Origin of the sequence: Mesorhizobium sp. CO1-1-8 (genome assembly GCF_020164875.1) — a bacterium.
Lineage (GTDB): Bacteria > Pseudomonadota > Alphaproteobacteria > Rhizobiales > Rhizobiaceae > Mesorhizobium.
This window is the reverse complement of sequence record NZ_JAIUGZ010000001.1, coordinates 363539-386243: the sequence shown is the minus strand read 5'-3', so window position 1 is coordinate 386243 and position 22705 is coordinate 363539. Positions and strand designations below refer to the sequence as shown.

Here is a 22705-nt window from a genome sequence, read left to right as displayed (position 1 = left end):
TTTTGAGGCCGGGCTTGATGCTTCGGCCTGCAACCCAGCACCCCGGACTTCACCAATGACAATGCACCGTTACCGCAGCCATACCTGTGCCCAGCTGAGGAAGAGCGACGTCGGCTCGACCGTTCGCCTGTCGGGCTGGGTGCATCGCGTGCGCGATCATGGCGGCCTGCTCTTCATCGACCTGCGCGACAATTATGGCCTGACCCAGATCGTCGCCGATCCGGATTCGCCTGCCTTCCAGGTCGCCGAAACCGTGCGCGGCGAGTGGGTCATCCGGGTCGACGGCGAGGTCAAGGCGCGCTTGCCCGAGACCACCAACGCCAATTTGCCGACCGGCGAGATCGAGATCTTCGCCCGCGCGATTGAAGTGCTGTCGGCGGCCAAGGAATTGCCGCTGCCGGTGTTCGGCGAGCCTGACTACCCCGAGGATATCAGGCTGAAATACCGCTTCCTCGATCTGCGCCGCGAGACGCTGCACAAGAACATCATTGCGCGTACAAAAATCATCGCGGAAATGCGCAAGCGCATGGGCGAGGTCGGCTTCACCGAATTCTCGACGCCGATCCTCACCGCCTCGTCGCCGGAAGGCGCGCGCGACTTCCTGGTGCCGTCGCGCATCCATCCCGGCACCTTCTACGCGCTGCCGCAGGCGCCGCAGCAGTATAAGCAGCTGATCATGGTGTCGGGCTTCGACCGCTACTTCCAGATCGCGCCCTGCTTCCGCGACGAGGACCCGCGCGCCGATCGTCTGCCCGGCGAATTCTACCAGCTCGACCTCGAAATGAGCTTCGTCGAGCAGGACGACGTGCTGTCGACCATGGAACCGGTCATGCGCGGGGTCTTCGAGACCTTCGCCAACGGCAAGCCGGTGACGCAGAATTTCCAGCGCATTCCCTATGATGTGGCCATGCGCAAATACGGTTCCGACAAGCCGGACCTGCGCAACCCGATCGAGATGCAGGCCGTTTCCGACCATTTTCGCGATTCCGGCTTCAAGGTGTTCGCCAACATCCTGGCCAACGATCCGAAGGCCGAAGTGTGGGGCATTCCCGCCAAGACCGGCGGCAGCCGCGCCTTCTGCGACCGCATGAATTCCTGGGCGCAGGGTGAGGGCCAGCCGGGGCTGGGCTATATCTTCTGGCGCAAGGAGGGCGACAAGCTCGAAGGCGCCGGCCCGCTCGCCAAGAACATCGGCGAGGAGCGCACGGAGGCGATCCGCCTTCAACTTGGCCTTGCCGATGGCGACGCCGCCTTCTTCGTTGCAGGCGACCCGAAGAAGTTCGTCTCCTTTGCTGGGGCTGCGCGCACCCGTGCCGGCGAGGAGCTGAACCTTGTCGACCGCGAGCGTTTCGAGCTGTGCTGGATCGTCGACTTCCCGTTCTTCGAGTGGAACGAAGAAGAGAAGAAGATCGACTTCGCCCACAACCCGTTCTCGATGCCGCAAGGTGGCATCGATGCGCTGAATGGCGAGGACCTGCTCGGCATCAAGGCGTTCCAGTACGACATGGTCTGCAACGGGTTCGAGATCGCCAGCGGCGGTATCCGCAACCATCTGCCCGAAACCATGGTCAAGGCGTTCGAGACGGTCGGGCTGGATCGCGCCACCGTCGAGGAGCGCTTCGGCGGCCTCTATCGTGCCTTCCAGTATGGCGCACCGCCGCATGGCGGCATGGCTGCCGGTGTTGACCGCGTCGTCATGCTGCTGCTCGGCGCCAAGAACCTGCGTGAGATCACCATGTTCCCGATGAACCAGCAGGCCTATGATCTGTTGATGAACGCACCGTCGGAAGCGAGCCCGCAGCAGCTTCGCGACCTGGCGCTACGCGTTGCCGTGCCCAAGAAGGACGCCTGATCGCGCGCTTCGGGCGATGCTTTAAAGAACCGCCCGAACCGATTCTTTCGCTTCGCTAATCCAGGAAAGCCCGGCATCGCTGCCGGGCTTTTCGCATATTTAAGATCGCTTCGATCAGTCTTCGTTGGCCTTGACGGTGACGCCGAGCGTCTTCGGCAGGTCGAGCGGGTTGGACATGGCGCCCGCCATGATCAGCGCGAACGGCACGGACGCCGGCGGCTCGGCCGAGATTTCCAGGCTCTTCGGATCGTCGAGGAATTTGCCGACCGCGGCCGTCACTTGTGCCGTCAGCTCGGGATTGTTGAGCTGCGCCATGCCGAATGGCACGATCGCCTTGGCCTGGTTGGCGATGTCCTTGCCGGACATGCCTTGCTGCTTGCCGACATAGTCCAGAACCTTGTTGGTCAGCGAATCGTCGTCGAAGCGGATCGAGGCGCTGTTGAACGAAAGCTGCTGCAACAGGCCGAGCATGGCCATGCCTTGCGCCGAATTGTCGGCGCCTTCAGGCTGGGCCGCCATCTTCTTCTGCATTTCCTGCAGCGACTTGATAAAGTCCAGCGTGTAGCCGCCGAGATTGAAGGTCATGCCGAGCGTGCCGGCATTCTCGACCGAGACGTCGTATTTCGACAGTTCCATCTTGCCGTCCGTGGGCTGCCAGGTGCCGGCCATTTCGAGATTGCCCGCGATGTTCTGGTAGCCGAGCGCGTTGATGACTTCCTTGGACTTGGGATCGTCGACCAGCGTCAGGTCGGCGTTGAATTTTTCCGTGGTGGCGGTGAATTCCATCGCCTTGCCGTCCGCCGGCGGCGTGATCTCGATGGCAAGTCCGTCCATCGAGAAGGCGGTCTTGTCGGCGACCTTGACGGTCATGTTCGAGAGTTCGGCTGACTTGTACATCATCAGCGAGCCCAGCGGGCCGGTGGCGCCGTCGGCCGGAACTGTCATGTCATGGATGACGAAGGGGCTGAGGTCGAGGGTGACGCCGTCCTTGCTGTGTGTGAAGGCAGCCGTCGATACGGTGGCGATGTCATAGCCGCCATTTGCCTCGGTCACGCCTTCGAGTTTGACGTCGCCGATGGGAAGCGCTTCCTTCTCCGCCGCCGGTTTGATGGCAACGCCCTGCAGCACCATGCTGGTGTTGTCGCCGGTCACCCCGGTCCAGGTGATGTCGACACCTTGTGCGACAAGCGCTGCCTTCAGCCGGTCGGCCACTGCCGTATCCTGTGCGAGGGCCGCATTCAGCGGCAGCGTGAGCAAGAAGGTCGAGAAAGCCAGTTTCTTGAGAGTTGAGCGTTTGATTGTCATCGCAAGGTCCCTGAGAGTGTGCTGAAATTGTTTTTTTCAATTATTTGCGCCATCACCATTCCGTGACGAACTGGACCGGAAAAAGGCGTGTCCCGGCACATTGGTCAAAAATCGCGGTGAAAGGCAAACCCGATCCCACCGTCTTTGCGCAAACCGGTGAATTTGTCATGAAGAGCCGATAGCCGGATATCGTCGCGCTTGGCCATAGAACCCGCATGTAACAGGCTGATGTTGGCCGAGATCCCCCGGGTGCGGTTTCATGTTGCAGAAAGGCCGGTATCTCCGTCGAGCTCTTGCCGCGAATCACCCGCTCGGCTAGTCCGAGCCCATGGGAAAAAGGCTTTTGCCGCCTGAAAGTGGCGGTGGCGATCATATCGAGCCGGTCGATCTGAAGAAGGCGCTGGAAGAGCGCTATCTGGCCTATGCGCTGTCGACCATCATGCACCGGGCACTGCCCGATGTGCGCGACGGACTGAAGCCGGTCCATCGCCGCATCATGCACGCCATGCGCCTGCTGCGGCTCAATCCCGACCAGGGCTTTGCCAAATGCGCCCGCATCGTCGGCGAGGTGATGGGCAAGTTCCACCCGCATGGCGACCAGTCGATCTATGACGCGCTGGTGCGGTTGGCGCAGGATTTTTCGATGCGCTATCCCCTGGTCGACGGGCAGGGCAATTTCGGCAACATCGACGGTGATAACGCCGCCGCCATGCGCTACACAGAAGCGCGCATGACCGATGTGGCGACCGAACTGTTGTCCGGCATCACCGAGGACGCCGTCGACTATCGGCCGACCTACAACGAAGAAGACGAGGAGCCGGTGGTCTTGCCCGGCGCCTTTCCGAATCTGCTGGCCAACGGCTCGTCCGGCATCGCGGTGGGCATGGCGACATCGATCCCGCCCCACAATGCCGCCGAGCTTTGCGATGCCGCACTTCACCTGATCGAAAACCGGGACGCGCCGGTGGCGAAGCTGATGGACTTTGTCCAGGGGCCGGATTTCCCGACTGGCGGCATCATCGTCGACAGCCGCGCCTCGATCCTCGAAGCCTACGAAACCGGTCGCGGTGGCTTTCGCGTGCGCTCGAAGTGGTTTCAGGAGGACCAGGGCAGGGGCACCTGGAGCATCGTCGTCACCGAAATCCCCTATGGCGTGCAGAAGGCGCGGCTGATCGAGAAGATCGCCGAGCTGCTGATGGCGCGCAAGCTGCCGCTGCTCGAGGACATCAGGGACGAAAGCGCCGAGGACGTCCGCGTCGTGCTGGTGCCGAAGAGCCGTTCGGTCGACCCCGGCATCCTGATGGAATCGCTGTTCAAGCTGACCGAGCTCGAAAGCCGCTTCCCGCTCAACATGAATGTGCTGTCGCGCGGCAAGGTGCCCAACGTGCTGTCGCTGAAGGGCGTACTGCAGGAATGGCTCGAGCACCGCCGCGAGGTCTTGATCCGCCGCTCGAAACACCGGCTCGGCGAAATCGAAAGACGGTTGGAGATACTTGCCGGCTACCTGATCGCCTACCTCAACATCGACGAGGTGATCAGGATCATCCGCGAGGAGGATGAGCCAAAGCAGGTGATGATGGCCCGCTGGTCGCTCACCGACAACCAGGCCGAAGCCATCCTCAACATGCGGCTGCGCGCTCTGCGCAAGCTTGAAGAATTCGAGATCCGCAAGGAATTCGACGGCCTGAGCGCGGAGAAGAAGCAGATCGAGGCACTGCTTGCTTCAAACGAGAAGCAGTGGGCGACGATCAAGTGGGAAGTCACCAACATCCGCGACAAGTTCGGCCCGGAGACCGAGCTCGGCAAGCGCCGCACCCAGTTCGCCGACGCGCCCGAGCATGATCTGACCGACATTGCCCATGCCATGATCGAGCGCGAGCCGGTCACCGTCGTCGTCTCGGAAAAGGGCTGGCTGCGGGCGATGAAGGGGCATCTGGCCGATCTCTCGACGCTGACCTTCAAGGAGGGCGACAGCCTCAAGCTCGCCTTCCATGCCCAGACCACCGACAAGGTGCTGGTCTTCACCACCGGCGGCAAATTCTACACCATCGGCGCCGACCGGCTGCCTGGCGGGCGAGGCCATGGCGAGCCGATCCGCATCATCGTCGATATGGACAATGACCAGGACATCGTCACCGCCTTCGTTCATGACCCGAAACGCAAGCTGCTGCTGGCCTCGCACGACGCCAACGGTTTCATCGTGCCGGAGGAGGAAGTCGTCGCCAACACCCGCAAGGGCAAGCAGGTGATGAACGTCAAGGCGCCGGACGAAGCCAAGCGCTGCATCCCGGTCACCGGCGACCATCTCGCCATCGTTGGCGAGAATCGCAAGATGCTGGTGTTCGCGCTCGCCGAGATTCCGGAGATGGGCCGCGGCAAGGGCGTGCGCCTGCAGAAATACAAGGACGGCGGCCTTCTCGACCTCAAGCCGTTCACGCTGGAGAGCGGCCTCTCCTGGCAGGATTCAGCCGACCGCACCTTCATAAGGTCGCGGGAGGAACTGGCCGAATGGATCGGTGCGCGTGCGTCGGCCGGACGCATGGTGCCGAAGGGATTCCCGAGGACGGGGAAGTTTGGGTAGCGCCAAATCTCCCCCTCGAGGGGGAGATGTCGCCAAAGGCGACAGAGGGGGTCGGTACGACCGGACGGGACCTCCCTTCGCCGGCAGAGGAGGCTAGCGCTTCACGCGAGGCGACCCCCTCTGGCCTGCCGGCCATCTCCCCCCCAAGGGGGGGAGATGGCCACGCCCACCCCAATCATTTGGACTATCGTCACGATTGCTGCACTATATCAGTGCATAGACAGGAGGGGTGTTTGGGAGAGCCAGGCGTTTGAAGGAAGCAAGAATCCAGAAACCCGAACGGCAGCAGCGCCTGTTCGGCCTGTCGACGCCGCTCAGGGCAGCCGTCATCCCGCCGCTGTCGGCGGCACGCTGGCTGCTGGTGCTGATCGTCGCCGCCGGCGTCTATTTCTTCCACGGCTTCCTGTTTCCGGTGCTGGCGGCGCTCGTCATCGCTTTCGCCAGCTGGCCGCTCTACCGGCGCCTGCTCGTTGCAGTCAGTGGCAACCGCACCATCGCCGCGACCTTTGCCATCCTCTTCATTCTCGCCTTCCTGGTGATACCGATCGCGCTCGCCGGCACCTATGCGATCAACGAAGTCCGCGAATGGGTCGCCTGGGCGATCGAGACCAACCGTCATGGCGCGGTGACGCCGCACTGGATTGCCACCATGCCTGTCGTGGGCGAGTGGCTGAACGAGCAGTGGACGACCAATTTCGGCCATCCCGGCGGCATTGGTGAGCTGATCCAACTGGTCAGCGGCGCCAACATCGGCAGTATCTATCGCGGTGTGCTGGCCGCAGGCGGCAGTGCTTTCGGCCTCCTGTTGACGCTGCTGTTCATGATGATCGCGCTGTTCTTCGCCTATCGCGACGGTGAGCATTTTGCCGGCCAGGTCGACCGTCTCGGCGAGCGCATCCTGCCGACCAGATGGGAACGGATTTCGCGTGTCGTGCCGGCGACGATCTCGTCGACCGTGACCGGCATGACCGTCATCGCCATCGGCGAAGGCCTGGTGCTGGGCATCGCCTACTGGCTGGCCGGCGTGCCGTCGCCGGTCACGCTTGGCGCCCTCACCGGCGTCATGGCGCTGATCCCCGGCGGGGCGCCGCTGTCGTTCACGCTGGTCTCGATCTATCTCGCCGCCAGCGGCTCGCCGATGGCCGGGCTTGCGCTGTTCCTCTGGGGCGCTGTCGAACTGTTCATCGTCGACAAGACACTGCGCCCGAAGCTCGTCGGCGGGCCGATAAAACTGCCCTTCCTGCCGACGTTTTTCGGCCTGATCGGCGGCGTCAAGACCATGGGGTTTCTCGGCCTGTTCATCGGCCCGGTGCTGATGGCCCTGCTGGTCGCGATCTGGCGCGAATGGCTGCGCGAGGTGGAAATGGCCGACGACGTCGTTCCGGGCTCGCCAGCCGAAATCGAAGCCGGTCCGCAAATCGAGGTTTTGCCGGAACCTGACGTGGCGAAGAAGGCCAGCGCCTGATCTTAACGCACCTTAGGCCGGATGTTGCACCGCAAGGTCGCCACGCCGCTTGCGTCCCTCGTGAAGTTGCCACAGCGAATGCGCGATCAGCGTGACGATCAGGATCGCGCCGCCGATCAGGCTGTTGCGCGTCGGTGTTTCGGCAAAGATCATCCACACCCAGACCGGCGCCAGCACGGTTTCAAGCAGGTAGAACATCGCCACTTCCGGTCCCGAAATGTATTTTGGTCCGGCGGCAAGGCAGAAGAACGCTATCGGCATGATGACGGCGCCGTTGAGGATGATCCACCAGGGCGCTTCCACCTGAAAGCCGGTTCTGGAGACCATCAACGCCGCCAGCCCGAAAGGCAGGACGACGCCGATCAGTGAGGTAAAGCCCATATCCTTGCCGCTGGCGCGCGAGATGGTGATGGCGCAGGCAATCAGGAAGGCCGAACACAATGCCATCAGGTCGCCGAACAGATGTCCGGTGCCGACGGAATCGCCGACGATGATGGCGACGCCGACGATCATCATGGCCAATGCCGCAAAGGTCAGCGGCCGCGGCCGCTCCTTCAGGAACACCCACGACAGCAGCGCGGCGAACATGGTGGTGAAGGCCAGGATGAAAACCAGGTTGGCGGTCGAGGTGTTGTAGACGCCGGTGATGAAGGCAATCGCGCCGAGCCCGTAGATCGCGGCAACGATCAGGCCCGACCAGCCAGGTATCAGCTGCGGCGCATTCTTGCTGAACGAGCGCCAGATGGTCCACATGATCAGTGCCGCGGCCAAGGTGCAGCCGGTGCGCAGCAGCAGGATTGTCCACGCCTCGCCGTGGGCGAGCCGGATCAGCGGGATGTCCACGGTCAGCGTCAGCCCGCCAAATGCGGTGAGCAGAAGGCCTTTGGTGTGAGTATCGTGAGACGACATGCAGCGACTTTCACAATGAATTCGGGAGAGGATGGCGGACCGGCGCAATCGCACGCTCTCCGCCAACCAGCGGAAAGACCAGCATCGTCTCGATTGAAAATGTTTAAGCCCGGACTTGGGAAAGAGTAATCAGCGCGCGACCGCTTCGTTGGTGTAGCGCTCCCAGCCCTTCGGGCCGAGATGCTCCTGCGGCATGAAGCGCATCTTATAATTCATCTTGCGCGAGCCGTTGACCCAGTAGCCGAGATAGACATGGGGCAGGCCCATCGCTCTGGCGCGGGCGATGTGGTCGAGGATCATGAACGTGCCGAGCGACCGTTCCTCGAAATCGGGATTGAAGTAGGAATATACCATCGACAGGCCGTCGGCCATCTTGTCGGTGAGCGCCACCGCGATCAGCTCGCCCTGTCCTTTGCCAGTGATAAAGGTGTCAGGCCCGCGTCGGCGATACTCGATCACCTTGGTGTCGACATGGGTATCCTCGACCATCATCGCATAGTCGAGCACCGTCATGTCGGACATGCCGCCACGGCGGTGGCGGGCGTCGAGATAGCTGCGGAACAGGGAATATTGTTCGGTCGAAGGCTCGGCATTGTGCATGTGGCCGACGAGGTCGGAATTGTGCTGCAGCACGCGCTTCATGTTGCGGCTGGCGACGAATTCCTGGGCGAGGATGCGTACCGAAACGCAGGCGCGGCAGGTCTCGCAGGCCGGCCTGTAGGCGATGTTCTGCGAGCGTCGGAAGCCGCCTTGCGTCAAGAGGTCGTTCATCTCCGCCGCCTTGTCGCCGACCAGGTGCGTGAACACCTTGCGCTCGAACTGGCCGTCGAGATAGGGGCACGGCGACGGAGCGGTCAGGAAGAACTGCGGCGACTGGGTCGGATGCTGCGTCATCGAGTCTTGGAAACACTCCTTCGAATCGCTCTACCTTTGGCGCGGACGGCGAAAAATTCAACAGGATTGTGTGGGCGTGGTCGACTCGACGCCTTCACATTTGTGCTCAACCGCTTGCGACTGCTCTTCAGAGGGCCGTTTCAGCGGTCGGTGCGGCTGACGACCGTGCCAAGCAAAAGATCATGCAAGGTGCGCTTGCGGTCGGAAAACAGCGTCACCAGAAGCACCAGCGGCGACAGGATGACATTGCCGGCCCAGAACAGCACCGAGTGGACGACCGCGGTGAGGCCGTCGATCGGCCTGCCGTCGAGCCGGTCGAGGCGGATGCCCATCATCTTCATGCCCGTGGTGGCCTGGTCGGTGCTGCCCAGCGTGTTCCAGATGTAGAGGATGGCCACAGTCGGCAACAGGATGCCGAACAGCATCCAGCCAAGCCCGAGGGTCAAAAGCCCGAGGAAGAACACCAATATGGCAAACGGAATGGTGAGCAGCGCGACGATCACATAGTCGATCACGAAGGCCAGGATGCGCTTCGTGCGCACACCGTCATAGGCCCTGACATCGTCAAGCCTGCCGGTGATGATTTCGCCGTCGAGAACGCGCGCGTCCATGTCATTTCCTCGTAACAAGGTCCGACGTAGGGTGCGGACCGCTCAGTGATGAAATGGTGAAGGCCTGTGGCGGAATCAAGATCGGTCTTCGTGCGGTGCGCCGGCTTCGATGGCGCCGGTTGAATTTGCGGCGCGGATAGCATTAGCTTGTTGCGGCGCAGCAAAGCGCACATGGCGGGGGACTGGGCAATATGGACTACGACATGCTGGTCATCGGCAGCGGCCCTTCCGGCCGCCGTGCCGCGGTGCAGTCGGCCAAGCTTGGCAAATCGGTGCTGGTGGTCGACCGCGGCCGGCGTCTGGGCGGTGTCTCGGTGCATACCGGCACCATTCCGTCGAAAACGCTGCGTGAAACGGTGCTCAACCTCTCCGGCTGGCGCGAGCGCGGCTTTTATGGGCGCGGCTACCGAGTCAAGCAGGATATCTCGGTCGGCGATCTGGTCGAGCGCCTGCACAAGACGCTCGACCATGAGGTCGAGGTGCTGCAGCACCAGTTCATGCGCAACACGGTCAAGAGCGCCCGCGCCGCGGTAAAGTTTCTCGGCCCCAACAAGGTTAGCCTGACCACCGACACCGGCGATTACAGCGAGGTCGGTTTTGCCAATGCGCTGATTGCGGTCGGCACCAGGCCGCACCGGCCGCGCGACGTGCCTTTCGATAAGACCCGCGTCTTCGACAGCGACGAGATGCTGGAGCTTGACCGCCTGCCGCGCACGCTGACGGTGATCGGCGCCGGCGTCATCGGCGTCGAATATGCAACGATCTTCTCCGCGCTCGATGTGCCGGTGACCTTGGTCGAGCCGCGCAACTCCATCCTCGATTTCGTCGACCGCGAGATCGTCGACGATTTCATCCACCAGATGCGCGATCGCGGCATGACCATCCGGCTGGGCAGCGCGGTGAAGGAAATACGCTCCAAGCCCGACGCCGCCGAAGTGGAACTGGCCGATGGCCGCACCATTCGTTCGGAGGTCGTGCTCTACGCCGCCGGCCGCACCGGCAATGTCGGCAGCCTGGGCCTGGATGTCGTCGGCATCGATGCCGACTCCAGAGGGCGTATCAAGGTCGATCCGCAATCCTTCCAGACCAGCGTGCCCAACATCTATGCCGCCGGCGACGTCATCGGCTTTCCGAGCCTGGCCTCGACTTCGATGGAGCAGGGCAGGGTGGCCGCTTGCCATGCCTTCGGTGTGCCTTTGCCGCCGCCACCGGAAACCTTTCCCTATGGCATCTATGCGGTGCCTGAAATTTCGACGGTCGGCCAGTCCGAAGAACAGGTGCGTGAGAGCGGTGCGGCCTACGAGGTCGGCGTGGCGCGTTTTCGCGAGACCTCGCGCGGCCACATCATGGGCGTCAACACCGGCTTCCTGAAACTCTTGTTCTCGATCGAAACGCGCCGTCTGCTCGGCGCGCATATCGTCGGCGAGGGCGCCACCGAGCTCATCCACATCGGCCAGGCGGTGATCAATCTCGGCGGCACCGTGGACTTCTTCGTCAACAACACCTTCAACTATCCGACGCTCGCCGAAGCCTACAAGATCGCCGGGCTGGATGCCTGGAACAGGATGGGACGAGGGTAGAAGGAGCTGCAGTGACGAAGGAGCAGGCCGAACATCGAAGGCCCCTCAACCTGTCTGCGCCACCGCCGCCGATCCCGCCAGCCATTGCCTGACGATCGCGGCGTCGGCGCTGCCGAATTCATGACCCGATGCAACAATCCGGGCATCGATCTCCGCGCCGTGCTGGCTGAGCAACGTCACCAGAGCAGGGGCGAAAGGCGCATAGGTGAGGTCGGCGGCGCCGGCGATCATCAGCACCCGCACCTTTGACAGATCCGTCGCCGGCACATCATCCAGCACCGGCATCGGCCGCAGCAGCGCGGCCCGTTCGACCAAGCCTGGATGCAGCAGCATCAGGCTCGAAACCAGATTGGCGCCGTTCGAATAGCCGAGGAACGTTGTGCGCGAGAGGTCGAGATGGTGACGTGCGGCGACGTCAGTAACGAAGCCCGCAAAGGCCTCGGTTTCGGTGCGGATGCTCGCCTGTTCGAAGCGCGTCGGCGTGATGCGCACGAACCAGCGGAAACCGTCCTCCTGGACAACACGGCCACGCACCGCGATGAGCGTGGCACGCGGTGCGATCTCTCGCGCCAGCGGCACCAATGTCGTCTCGTCGACACCCGACCCATGCAGCAGGAAGAAGCACTCGCCCGTTGAATCCGCCGGGCTGTAAAGGCGGTAGCGAAAGGCGAGATCACGCCGCAGCGCACCATCTTGTGAGGTCTCTTCCATCATCGCCCATCCTCTTGATTATATTACGTTTCGCTCAATTTGCCGGCTTCAAAACGCAATATTTTCAAGCTCCGCGAAAGTTGATTGAACCGGGCCCATTACAGTCCGTTTCTCCGCCGATAACATTCCTTCGGGAGGAATCGAAGCGGTGCGCCTGGGGTCGCATTGCCGGTATGAACAACCAGCTTTGAGGCCTTTTTGTCGATGACCACCCAGATTTCCCCGGACCGCGATTCGGGTGTCCCAGACCGCAATTCGCGTGTCTCGGATCGCACTGAGCGTGACACGCGCATCGATGTGATCCGTGCTCTCGCCTTGCTGACCATCTATGTCGACCATGTGCCGGGTACCGCCTTCGAGTATCTGACGTACAAGAATTTCGGCTTTTCGGATGCGGCGGAGGTCTTCGTGCTGATCTCGGGCATCTCGGTCGCGCTCGCCTACGGCAAGAAATTTCAGCCTGGAAACCGGCTGTTGGCAACCTTGAAGATGTTGCGCCGGGCCGGTGTGCTTTATGCCACCCACATCGTCACCACCATGGTGGTGATGGCCATTTTCTGCGCTGCGGCGGTGTTTGCCAGGCGGCCGGAACTTTTGACGATGATCAACATCGAGCCGTTGATCAAAAATACGCCGCAGGTGCTGATCGGCATCGTGACGCTGGGCCACCAACTTGGCTACAACAACATCCTGCCCGTCTATGCGGTGCTGCTCTTGCTGACGCCGCTGTTTCTGCTCATTGTCAGCTATCGGCCGGTCCTGGCACTGGCGGCATCCGGCGCCCTGTGGCTGGTCGCGGGGATTTATCAGATTGCACCGCCCAACTATCCCGAGCCCGGCTTCTGGTTTCTCAACCCGCTGTCGTGGCAGTTCCTTTTCAACATCGGCCTGGCAGGCACGCTGCATGTGCGTCGCGGCGGCACCATCCCGGTCAATCGCTGGCTGGTTGGCGCGGCCTCGGCCTACACCGTTATGGCACTGGTCTGGGTGCACAGTCCGCTCTGGGGGCAGATCTCCTGGTTTGGCCTGCCTCCGGTGCTGACCGGCTTCGACAAGACGTTCCTGTCGCTGCCGAGGCTGCTGCATATACTGGCGGTGAGCTACCTGATCATAGCATTCCCAGCGATCTCGAACCTGTTTCGCACCGGGCGCGATCATCCGCTTGCCATATTGGGCAAACGATCGTTGCCGGTTTTCATTGCCGGCACGGTGCTCGCGATGGCGGCGCAGGTGCTGAAGCTGATCAATCCGGGCGGATTTGCCTATGACAGCCTGTTGATATCGGCCGGCATCGTCATGCAGTTCGCGCTTGCCTACTATCTCGAATGGCTTTCGGGCCTTGGCTGGTCCGGCAAAAGCAGGCCGGTTCACAACGCCGCACCGCCCGTCCATGCTGCATCCTTCGCGATGCCGACCATGGCGACAGGAATGGGCCGTTGAGCTCAGGCGGGCGAGGGGCCGGATGAGGCTCGCACCAGGAGTTCGACCGGCAGCGATTGCCGGCTGAACGAGCCGTCATTTTCAAGGATCGCCTTGACGGCTAGGCGCCCCATCTCGGCGATCGGCTGGACGATCGTGGTCAGCGGCGGACTGGAAACCGCTCCTTCCGGAACACCGTCGAAGCCGACGACCGAAACATCGCCCGGTACCGAGATGTCGTGCTTCCGCAACCAGTCCAGCGCATGGAGCGCCATCCTGTCCGACATAGCCAGGATGGCTGTCGGCGTCTCGGCACCGGCGAAAATATGGTCGAGGCCGGCCCACACGCTCTCCTCGTCATTGACGGTTTCGTAGATCGGTACACGCTCGACGTCGATGTCGACGCGGGAGAGTTCCGCGAAATAGCCACGCAGGCGGTCGCGCGTCCCGGAATACAGGGCCTTCTCCATCTGCTCCCTTGTGGTGGGGCCGAAGCCGGAGTCCGCGACGGGCAGGGCAAGCACCGCAAAGCGACGATGCCCAAGCTCGGTCAGATGTCGAGCCGCGAGGCCCGCCCCGGCGATGTTGTCGACACCGATGGCGGCGACCGCGTCGTCGTCGTCTGAATCGAGATCGAGCGCAACGAAGGGGAGCTTGCGTTCGCGCGCCAGTTCGACCAGCTTTGAACCGCCGTCGACGCAGAAGACGATGAAGCCATCGACTAGCGCGCTCTGGATGTTCCAGGCGAGTTGCTCATTGTTGGCGGCGGAGACCAGTGAAATCCCCGCACCGGTCGCGTCGCAAGCCTGCGAGATGCTAGCCATCATCACCCGGGCAAAAGGGTCGTCGAAGAAATAGGAGAGGGGTTCCGCGGTCGCGACACCGATGGCGTTGACCTTGCCGGCGCGCAGCAGCCGGCCCTTGGGGTCGGGCCCGCCATATCCCATAGCCTCGGCTGCCGCCTTGACCCGCTCGCGGACCTCCTCGCGCACGATCTCCGGACGGGCGAACACGTTGGACGCGGTGCCGTGCGATACGCCGGCTGCCTTGGCGATGTCCGCCAACCGCACCGGTCTTGTCTTTGCAGAGATAAGTGGCGCCATCTTCGTCTCCTGAATTCCCCCATCTAACACTTTCGTTGGATCGGTTCAAATTTTGACTTGATCGAAGCCTCGATAAGGCCTATGTTTGAATCGATCCAAGGGAATGTCGGTCGTTAGGATTGGATCGATTCAACATCAAGCAAGGAGTTGTGTCATGCATCCCGTCAATTTTCTGTTCGAAGACATTTACCGCAACGACTGGAGCATCTCGTCGACCACCGCGACGCAGAGGCGTCGTGGCAAAGCCGATCCATGGGTCCGCGAGCTGCGGTTCCTTGTGGAGCGCAAGCGGAGTTGAGCGGGGCGGTTTTTCGTGCCCATCGATTGGATCGATTCAAGCACTGAAAGGAGTGCACATCATGCATCCCGTGAGCTATCTATTTGAAGACATCTATCGCAACTATTGGGGCATCGCGCCGGCTTCCGAACAGCCGGAGCGGCGTCGGTTGGCAAGGTTCCGGCGGCGCAATCGCGAATTGGTCATCCAGCCCGAGCCCCGGCAGGACTAACGGCCCGGCAAACGACGTTTGACAGGCGGAGGTCTGTTTATCGGGCAGGGCGCCCAGAGGCGTTCAGGAACGTGCGCGCACCAGCGCCGAGGCAGCGATCGCCAGCCAGCCAGCGATAAGTAGGGTGCCGCCGATCGGCGCCGACAGCGGGAACAGTCGCGACCCGATGAAATCGCGGGCCAGCAGATCGCCGCAGAAAAGCAGAAGCCCAACCAGCAGGATCAGGCTGGCGATGCGCAGGATCCGGTTTGCGCCAAGCAGTCCGGCGGCAAGGAAGACCGGCGCGTGCATCAGCAGGAACGATGCCGCGGTGCCGACGAAAGCGCCACCCAGATGCGCCGCCGCGGCCGACAGCGCCACACCCGCCGCGCCGCAGAGGCCGCTGGCCAGGACGAGGATACGGCTGCTGGCGCCGGAAAATTGCTCGGCCGTGCTCATGTCCGTGGCTCCGTGGTATCAGAGGGAAATGCCTGACTCGGTCAGGGCTTGCCGGGGTTGGCGAGCATGTCCTGCGCGCGGCGTGATTGCGCCAGCCAGTTATACACCGCGCCCCCGGCCATCAAGACGGATGTGCCCAAAAACACCGAGCGCATGCCGAAATGACCACCGGCAAAGCCGCCCAGCAAGGGGCCTGCGACTTGCCCGACATACTGGGCGGAAATCGACAACCCGAGCACATTGCCGCCGACGCCATCGGGAACATTGTGGCGGATCACGCTGGTGATGCAAGGCAAGAGACCGCCCAGCGCCAGGCCCATCAGGAAGCGCAGGCCGATGAGTTGCCAGCTTTGTGTGACGAAGGCCTGCGGGATCAGCAGCAGCGCCGAGACGGCAAGTGCGCCGATAATGACGTTCCAGTGGCCGACGCGGTCGGCGAGCTTGCCGAGGCGCGAGGCCGACAGGATGGCGCCGAGGGCCGCCGCCGACATGACGACGCCTGATATCATCGTGACGCGGCTTTGGTCCGCAATCAACTGCTGCACATAGACGGTGATGATCGGCTCGATCGACATGGTGGCGAAGCTCAACAGCATGCCGGTCGCCAGCATGGCGACGACAGGCCGCTTGTCGGGGATTTGTGCCCAGCCGCCTTTCTGCTTCTGCTTCGACGCGGCGTCTGCTGTTTTCGGCCGGGGATTCTCCTTGATTAGAAACGTGGTCGCCAGGAACGCCAGGAAGATGACGCCGCCGGACAAGAGGAAGGTGGCGCGGATGCCGATCAGCGGCGGCAGGGCGCCGCCAACCAGCGGGCCAACCAGAGCCCCACCCGTGATGCCGGCCGACAGCAGGCCCAACGCCCAGCCGGAACGCTCCTTCGGCGTCTGCATGGCGACGAGGATGGTCGATCCCGAGGAATAGCCGCCGGCAAAACCGATCAGCAGCCGCAACAGCACCAGTTGCCAGACCGTCTGCACCATGCCGGTCAGCGACATGCATATGGCCATGCCGAAGCTGGCGCGAACCAGCATCACCTTGCGGCCGTAGCGGTCACCGAGACGTCCCCAGAGCGGCGCCACCAGCGCCGCAGCCAAGAACGTCGCGCCATAGGCGATCCCTGACCATTGCACGATCGCCGCGTGGCCCTCGGCACCCAGCTGCTCGATATAGAGCGGCAGGAAAGGCAAAAGCAATGTCATGGCGACGAGCGTCGAGAACGACCCGGCAAAGCACACGAACAGATTGCGCCGCCAGTGGATATTATAGGTGCTGTCGGTCACCGGGGGCGTGTTCTGCGGCATGTCATATGTCCTGTCTCAGCACCTCTTTTATCGATGGTTGCTGCGGGTACCAGTTTGGGATACCAATATGGTGCACGTCATGGACGCAAGCTTGGCCGCTGTCAATGCAACCTGTCGAACGTGATCGGCAAGACGATTGCAACGACCAAAAGATGGAAACGACAATGTCGCAGATGCAGAGCGTCGAAAAGCAGCTTCGGCAGATGATCCTGGGCCTCGAGATCGGTCCCGGCGAAAAGCTGACCGAGCGCTGGATAGAGAGCCGTTTCGGTGCATCGCGAACCCCGGTCAGGGCAGCACTTCTGCGGCTCGAGACCGAGGGCCTGGTCGGTAGGGACGGGCGCGGCTGGACGGTGTCGCCGATCAATCTGGCTGAACTCGAGCAGATCGCCGTCTACAGGGAGGCGGTCGAGGTCGCGGCCCTTCGCCTGACATGCAGCCTGGCGGACCGGAGCGCCGTCGATGTCATCGAGGCGATGCTCGAATCCTGCGGCAACGACACGCCGCGCGAGGAATGGCATCGCGTCGGCATGGATTTTCACATCGAACTGGCGCGTCTGTCGGGCAATGAATTCCTGTTCCGGGCGGTGCGCGATGCCATGACGCGCCTGTCGCGGGCGCGCTGGCTGGAGGTTCGCGACGAAGCGGCCCTCAGCCGCGCCTGGGCCGAACATCGCGCCATACTGGCGGCGGCACGCCTTGGCGACGCCGATGAAGCCGCACGCCTGCTCTCGGTTCACATCGTCGGCAGCCGCGACCGGCTGGTGACGTCGCTCGCCAACGATCGGCGCGGTCTTCGCGCCAGAGGCTTTGCCGTCGTTGCTGCTTGAAGGTGGATGAAGGGGCGCAAAGCGGCGTCTGAACGTATGCGCACTTTCGCCTCGCTTCGCAGACGCCGATGGCGTAAGGAGCGGCGATGGAAAACAACCGATTTGAAACACCTGTGACTGTGAAGTCAGTCGCGGCGGGAAGCACTCAGCTCTTGCGCACGGCGCGTGAGGCTTCCGACTACCTCCTCAACAGCTGGCCCGGCAAGCGCAGCCCCAAGCATCGCGCGGCCCTGCAGGCCTGCCATGACGCACTCGCCGGCGACAAGCCGGCGATGAATGCCAGGCGCGCCTTCATTGCGGCAGCACGCGAAGTGGACGTCTTTGTCAGCGACAAGGCGCCGGCCTGACACAAGGCGACTTCCGGGGCGGCAATCCGGATTGAGGCACGGCCCGCATTCGCGGGCCTTTTGCCGTCACTTTGCCGTTTCGGTTTCGCCTTCGGTTTCGTCCTCGGGCTTCGAACGTTCCCTCGCTGCGACCTTGGCTGCGAGCTTCTCAGCCTTCTTGGCCGCCTTCTGGCGGTCGCGTTCCTTGCGTTCCTGATCGTAATTTGGTGGTCGTGCCATATCGGCTCCTTTTCACTGCCTCGCGGCTCTGGTCCTGCCTAGGAGCATTAGCCGTCAAACACAACAGCTGAAGCGATAGTGCGTCGATGATGGCCAGGCTTGCAAGATGCGCGTCGCGATGAAAGGCCAAGCCCGTTATTGCGGTGGCCGATTACCTATCGCCGTCGATTTGCCGGTCAGATGCCGCTTCGGTCAATCACCAGATCGGCGGCACCAAAGCGGTCCTTTGCCGTCAGTTGCTGGTGCCAGTAGGGATAGAGCAAGGGCGGCCGGCTGACCGCGTCGAGGCGCTCGCGCTCTTCGCCGGAAAGCACCAGGCTTGCCGCCGCGATGTTGTCCCGGAACTGCGTTTCCGTCCTGCCGCCGATCACCAGGGAGCTGATGGAGGGCCGGCCAAGCAGCCAGGCCAGCGCCACCTGCGCTGCCGACACGCCGCGCTGCGCGCCGATCTCCACAAGCACATCGACGATCCGCCACAGCCGGTCCTCGTCGCGGATCGGCGGTTCCGACCAGCCCGCGAGCTGGCGGGCGGAGGGGCTGTCGCGGCGGTATTTGCCGGACAGCAATCCGCCGGCAAGCGGGCTCCAGACCAGAACGCCCAATCCCTGGTCGACGGAAATCGGCAGCAGCTCGTACTCCGCCTCGCGCGCTTCCAGCGTGTAGTGGATCTGCTGCGTGACGAAGCGGGGCTGATGATGGCTGTCGCTGATGCCGAGCGCCTTCATCACCTGCCAGCCGGAATAGTTGGAGCAGCCGACATAGCGGATCTTGCCCTGGGCAACCAGCGTGTCGAGCGCGGCGATGGTTTCCTCCAGCGGTGTCACGCCATCCCATTCGTGCAGGAAATAGATGTCGATGACGTCGGTCTTGAGCCGCTTCAGGCTCTTCTCGCATTCGCGGATCAGGTGATGGCGCGACAGGCCTTCATCGTTCGGACCTTTGCCGATCCGCATCCGCGCCTTGGAGGCGATCAGCACTTCGCCCTTGCGCTTGCCGCCGAGCGCTTCACCGATGATCTCTTCCGAAATGCCGTTCGAATAGACATTGGCGGTGTCGATGACATTGATGCCGGCGTCGATGCAGAGGTCGATCATCCGGCGCGCCTCGTCGAGGTCGGTCTCGCCGACAGCCGAAAACGCGCCGGCGCCACCGAAAGTCATGGTGCCCATGGTCAGCGTCGATACTTTCAGGCCGGAACGGCCGAGAGTGCGGTATTCCATGTAGGTCCTCGCGATTGCATTGGGAAAGGGGCCGGGGAGAGCCCCGAATATGGCTGCTATTTGTAGGACAATTTGAGGTGATTTGTCTCCATGCCAGTACGACGGATCGATCATGCCTGGCGGGATTGGCAGCTGCGGTGATCACGCCAGGGCTGCAATAAAACCGTCATTGCAGGCCTATATTGAAGTCGGCTCAGGTGTTGCCTTTCCCAGGCCGTAAGCCGGGATTTTGGGCGCCGGACGTGGATCGACAGAGCTTGCAAGTGGAGCAGCCGATAATGACCGAGCTAAAACAGAATTCTCCGGCCAGGGATTGGCTTGAAGCCGAGCTCGCCGACACGCTTGACGAAGACTATGAGCTCGAAATGTCGGAGCCGGCGCTGTCGATGGAGATCGCCAAGATCTACAAGAACGCGCATCCGCCTTCGATCGATCGCATGCAATATTTTCGTGATTTGATCAGCCTGCAGTCCGAATTGATCAAGCTTCAATCCTGGGTCGCCTACCACAAGAAGAAGCTGGTGGTGATCTTCGAGGGCCGCGACTCGGCCGGCAAGGGCGGGGTCATCAAGCGCATCACCCAGCGGCTCAATCCGCGCATCTGCCGTGTCGTGGCACTGCCGGCGCCGACCGAGCGCGAAAAGTCGCAATGGTATTTCCAGCGCTACGTTCCGCATCTGCCGGCCGGCGGCGAAATCGTGCTGTTCGACCGCTCCTGGTACAACCGCTCCGGCGTCGAACGGGTGATGGGCTTTGCCCAGTCCGATCAGGTCGAAGAATTCTTCCGCGACGTGCCGGAGTTCGAGCGCATGCTGGTCCGCTCGGGCATTACCGTGGTCAAATACTGGTTCTCGATCACCGACGAGGAACAGCAGATGCGCTTTTTGATGCGCATCCACGATCCGATGAAGCAGTGGAAACTGTCGCCGATGGACCTGCAGTCGCGAGTGCGCTGGGAACACTACACCAAGGCCAAGGAAGAGACCTTCGCCCGCACCAACATCCCGGAAGCGCCCTGGTTCATCGTAGAAGGCAACGACAAGAAGCGCGCGCGGCTGAACTGCATCGACCACCTGCTCAAGCAACTGCCCTACGAGGAAGTGCCGCACGAGGAGATCACGTTGCCGGAGCGCGTCTTCAACCCCGAATACGAGCGCCAGGTGCTGCCGCGTGAACTCTACGTGCCGGAGAAGTATTGAGACGAAGCTGCGATCTCCGCTCTCGTGGGGGAGATGCCCGGCAGGGCAAAGGGGGGCGTGTAGGATCGCCGGCCTCTCCACAGCCTGTCGAAACAGGCCAAAGGCAAAGTCGCTATGGATTGAAGCGCTGGAGGGACAGCGCCGCCCTCTGGCCTGCTGGCCATCTCGCCCGCACGGGGCGAGATTGGCTCGCCACCTTACGCCCGCTTGACGGTGACGTGCGTGGCGAGCGGTGTCGCCACCTGCTCGCTGCAGAGATAACCCAGCTTGGGCATGTCGAGGCCGGCAAAAAGGTTCTCGCCCGTGCCGAGCAGCACCGGCGAGATCGCCAGATGCATCTCGTCGATGAGCTTTTCCTGCAAATACTGGCGGATTGTAGCGACACCCCCGCCGACCCGCACATCCTTGCCGCCAGCGGCAGCCTTGGCCTGTTCAAGCGCCGAATGGATGCCATCAGTGATGAAATAAAAGGTCGTGCCGCCCTCCATGACGATCGGTTCGCGCTTGTGATGGGTCAGCACGAAAACCGGCACGTGGTAGGGCGGGTTGTCGCCCCACCAGCCCTTCCAGCTGTCGTCAGGCCATTCGCCGCGGAGCGGCCCGAACATGTTGCGGCCCAGAATCCAGGCGCCGACATTTTCGAAACTGCGCGCCGCGAACGCCTCGTTGATGTCGGTGGTGCCGCCATCTTGTCCGAGCACCATCTCACGGAAGGTGCGGGTGTCGACAAACCACTTGTGCAAGGATTCCCCGCCGACGCCGAGAGGATTTTGCAGATCCTGATCGGGACCGGCGCCATAGCCGTCGAGCGACAGGGTGAAAGCATTGACGCGAAGTTTGGACATGCGAGCCTCCTCGATAACCAATTGTATTTTGCAATCAGTTATTTTGTAGCAAACCGATTGCGAATTGCAAGCAGCATTTTTGGGCGACGATCGGACTGTCGGCTTTGAAGACAAGCCAGCAGCCTCGCCGGCGAGAACCCGCCGTGGCTGCCGCACTAATTACATGAGCGGAGAAGAAAGATCCGGTGGTCTCGACACGCGAAAAAAGCTCCGTTGCCTGGATGCGATTGCGTGTGACGAGATAAATCTCACACCCCTCCCTTGCGACGCGAAGCAGGATGCCGCCGCAGCCTGTCTGCTAGATTCCAAACGATCTAGCGGCCTATCCCTTCAGCAGTTCCGCCACTTCCGGAGCGAAATAGGTCAAGATGCCGTCGCAGCCGGCGCGCTTGAAGGCGAGCAGCGATTCCAGCATTGCCTTCTCGCCGTCGATCCAGCCATTGGCGCCTGCCGCCTTGATCATCGAATATTCGCCCGACACCTGGTAGGCGAAGGTCGGCATCTGGAACTCGTCCTTGAGCCGCCGGATGATGTCGAGATAGGGCAGGCCGGGCTTGACCATCAGCATGTCGGCGCCCTCGGCGATGTCCTGTTCGGCCTCTCTCACCGCCTCGTCGGAATTGGCATGGTCGATGTAATAGGTCTTCTTGTCGCCCTTGAGCAGGCCGGCGGTGCCGACCGCCTCGCGATAGGGACCGTAGAAGGCCGAGGCGAATTTGGTCGCATAGGACATGATCGCGACGTCCTGAAAACCATTGGCGTCGAGCCCGTCGCGGATGGCGCCGATGCGGCCATCCATCATGTCGGACGGCGCAATGATGTCGGCGCCGGCCGCCGCCTGGATGACGGCAGCGGCAGTCACCTGTTCCACCGTCTCGTCGTTGACGATGATGCCGTCGCGCAGGATGCCGTCATGGCCGTGGCTGGTGAACGGGTCGAGCGCGGCGTCGGTGATGATGCCGATCTGAGGCACCGCGTCCTTGATCGCGCGGGTGGCACGGTTGATGACATTGTTTGGGTCGAGGATGTGCGAGCCGGTCTGGTCGCGCAGCGAGATGTCGACATTGGGGAAGGTGGCGAGCGCGGGAATACCGAGCTTTGCCGCGCGCTCGGCCTCCTTGACGGCGAGATCGATCGACAGGCGGAAGACCCCCGGCATGGCGGCGATCGGTTCGCGGATATTCTTGCCGTCAACGACGAAGATCGGCCAGATCAGGTCGTCGACCGAAAGCCTGTTCTCCTGCACGAGACGGCGCGACCAGTCGGCCTTGCGCATGCGGCGCAGACGGCGGCTGCCGGTGATCTCGTCGACGCCGCGCGCGCCGGCGGGCTTAGCGGGGGTGAATTTGTTCATCGCCAATACTCTC

22 protein-coding genes are annotated in these 22705 nt (G+C 62.4%); 10 read left to right on the top strand and 12 right to left on the bottom strand.

The features are described from left to right. Positions 1-61: 61 nt before the first annotated feature. A complete protein-coding gene (gene aspS, locus LB558_RS01985) occupies positions 62-1852 on the top strand; it encodes an aspartate--tRNA ligase (RefSeq protein WP_224696218.1) in 1791 nt (596 codons plus the stop codon). 114 nt (positions 1853-1966) lie between these two features. Here aspS and LB558_RS01980 read toward each other — a convergent pair whose 3' ends face one another. Next, the gene (locus LB558_RS01980) at positions 1967-3157 is read right to left on the bottom strand and encodes a hypothetical protein (protein ID WP_224695942.1); all 1191 of its coding nucleotides are present in this window, start codon (positions 3155-3157) and stop codon (positions 1967-1969) included. A gap of 328 nt (positions 3158-3485) precedes the next feature. Between LB558_RS01980 and parC the strand changes: the two genes are divergently transcribed. Beyond that, positions 3486-5738: a DNA topoisomerase IV subunit A gene (gene parC, locus LB558_RS01975; protein WP_224695941.1), complete on the top strand. Its 2253-nt coding sequence runs from the start codon at positions 3486-3488 to the stop codon at positions 5736-5738. A gap of 250 nt (positions 5739-5988) precedes the next feature. Further along, positions 5989-7203 (top strand): AI-2E family transporter, encoded by a 1215-nt coding sequence (locus LB558_RS01970; protein WP_224695939.1) that lies wholly within the window; start codon positions 5989-5991, stop codon positions 7201-7203. A 12-nt stretch (positions 7204-7215) separates the two neighbouring features. Here the strand turns inward: LB558_RS01970 and LB558_RS01965 are convergent, their stop codons facing one another. From LB558_RS01965 to LB558_RS01955, 3 genes are all read right to left on the bottom strand, one after another. Next, positions 7216-8112 carry a DMT family transporter gene (locus LB558_RS01965; RefSeq protein ID WP_224695937.1) on the bottom strand — a complete coding sequence of 299 codons (897 nt, stop codon included), beginning with the start codon at positions 8110-8112 and terminating at the stop codon, positions 7216-7218. Positions 8113-8241: 129 nt separating this feature from the next. Next, positions 8242-9006, bottom strand: coding sequence for an arginyltransferase (locus LB558_RS01960; protein WP_023810205.1), 765 nt, complete (start codon positions 9004-9006; stop codon positions 8242-8244). 140 nt (positions 9007-9146) lie between these two features. Next, positions 9147-9617, bottom strand: a complete 471-nt coding sequence (locus LB558_RS01955; RefSeq protein WP_224695935.1) for an RDD family protein — start codon at positions 9615-9617, stop codon at positions 9147-9149. Between the two features lie 191 nt (positions 9618-9808). Between LB558_RS01955 and sthA the strand changes: the two genes are divergently transcribed. After that, positions 9809-11197, top strand: coding sequence for a Si-specific NAD(P)(+) transhydrogenase (gene sthA, locus LB558_RS01950; protein WP_056594004.1), 1389 nt, complete (start codon positions 9809-9811; stop codon positions 11195-11197). A gap of 45 nt (positions 11198-11242) precedes the next feature. On the opposite strand, the gene LB558_RS01945 is transcribed toward sthA, so the two are convergent. Beyond that, a complete protein-coding gene (locus LB558_RS01945) occupies positions 11243-11911 on the bottom strand; it encodes an alpha/beta hydrolase (protein WP_224695933.1) in 669 nt (222 codons plus the stop codon). A 201-nt stretch (positions 11912-12112) separates the two neighbouring features. On the opposite strand from LB558_RS01945, the gene LB558_RS01940 reads away from it, so the two are divergent. Then, a complete protein-coding gene (locus LB558_RS01940; RefSeq protein WP_224695932.1) occupies positions 12113-13348 on the top strand; it encodes an OpgC family protein in 1236 nt (411 codons plus the stop codon). A gap of 2 nt (positions 13349-13350) precedes the next feature. Here LB558_RS01940 and LB558_RS01935 read toward each other — a convergent pair whose 3' ends face one another. Continuing rightward, positions 13351-14430 (bottom strand): LacI family DNA-binding transcriptional regulator, encoded by a 1080-nt coding sequence (locus LB558_RS01935; RefSeq protein WP_224695930.1) that lies wholly within the window; start codon positions 14428-14430, stop codon positions 13351-13353. A gap of 154 nt (positions 14431-14584) precedes the next feature. Between LB558_RS01935 and LB558_RS01930 the strand changes: the two genes are divergently transcribed. Together LB558_RS01930 and LB558_RS01925 are read left to right on the top strand one after the other, a co-directional pair. Beyond that, positions 14585-14728 (top strand): hypothetical protein, encoded by a 144-nt coding sequence (locus LB558_RS01930; RefSeq protein ID WP_224695928.1) that lies wholly within the window; start codon positions 14585-14587, stop codon positions 14726-14728. A 61-nt stretch (positions 14729-14789) separates the two neighbouring features. Next, on the top strand, positions 14790-14939 hold the full coding sequence (locus LB558_RS01925; protein ID WP_224695926.1) for a hypothetical protein: 150 nt from the start codon (positions 14790-14792) through the stop codon (positions 14937-14939). A 63-nt stretch (positions 14940-15002) separates the two neighbouring features. On the opposite strand, the gene LB558_RS01920 is transcribed toward LB558_RS01925, so the two are convergent. Together LB558_RS01920 and LB558_RS01915 are read right to left on the bottom strand one after the other, a co-directional pair. After that, on the bottom strand, positions 15003-15377 hold the full coding sequence (locus LB558_RS01920) for a DUF423 domain-containing protein (protein WP_127258136.1): 375 nt from the start codon (positions 15375-15377) through the stop codon (positions 15003-15005). A 41-nt stretch (positions 15378-15418) separates the two neighbouring features. After that, the gene (locus tag LB558_RS01915) at positions 15419-16678 is read right to left on the bottom strand and encodes a multidrug efflux MFS transporter (RefSeq protein WP_224695925.1); all 1260 of its coding nucleotides are present in this window, start codon (positions 16676-16678) and stop codon (positions 15419-15421) included. A 164-nt stretch (positions 16679-16842) separates the two neighbouring features. On the opposite strand from LB558_RS01915, the gene LB558_RS01910 reads away from it, so the two are divergent. Both LB558_RS01910 and LB558_RS01905 read left to right on the top strand, forming a co-directional pair. Beyond that, the gene (locus LB558_RS01910; RefSeq protein ID WP_224695923.1) at positions 16843-17508 is read left to right on the top strand and encodes a GntR family transcriptional regulator; all 666 of its coding nucleotides are present in this window, start codon (positions 16843-16845) and stop codon (positions 17506-17508) included. Positions 17509-17594: 86 nt separating this feature from the next. Continuing rightward, complete coding sequence (locus LB558_RS01905; RefSeq protein WP_013532263.1) at positions 17595-17855, top strand: DUF982 domain-containing protein; 261 nt, start codon at positions 17595-17597, stop codon at positions 17853-17855. A 66-nt stretch (positions 17856-17921) separates the two neighbouring features. Here the strand turns inward: LB558_RS01905 and LB558_RS01900 are convergent, their stop codons facing one another. Both LB558_RS01900 and LB558_RS01895 read right to left on the bottom strand, forming a co-directional pair. Beyond that, positions 17922-18074 (bottom strand): hypothetical protein, encoded by a 153-nt coding sequence (locus LB558_RS01900; RefSeq protein ID WP_081738829.1) that lies wholly within the window; start codon positions 18072-18074, stop codon positions 17922-17924. 176 nt (positions 18075-18250) lie between these two features. Continuing rightward, positions 18251-19294: an aldo/keto reductase gene (locus LB558_RS01895; protein WP_224695921.1), complete on the bottom strand. Its 1044-nt coding sequence runs from the start codon at positions 19292-19294 to the stop codon at positions 18251-18253. A gap of 278 nt (positions 19295-19572) precedes the next feature. Here LB558_RS01895 and ppk2 point away from each other — a divergent pair, with 278 nt between their 5' ends. Then, positions 19573-20493, top strand: a complete 921-nt coding sequence (gene ppk2 / locus LB558_RS01890) for a polyphosphate kinase 2 (protein ID WP_224695919.1) — start codon at positions 19573-19575, stop codon at positions 20491-20493. 197 nt (positions 20494-20690) lie between these two features. Here the strand turns inward: ppk2 and LB558_RS01885 are convergent, their stop codons facing one another. Next, positions 20691-21338, bottom strand: a complete 648-nt coding sequence (locus tag LB558_RS01885) for a dihydrofolate reductase family protein (protein WP_224695918.1) — start codon at positions 21336-21338, stop codon at positions 20691-20693. 322 nt (positions 21339-21660) lie between these two features. Further along, a complete protein-coding gene (hemB, locus tag LB558_RS01880) occupies positions 21661-22692 on the bottom strand; it encodes a porphobilinogen synthase (protein WP_224695917.1) in 1032 nt (343 codons plus the stop codon). Positions 22693-22705 lie beyond the last annotated feature (13 nt).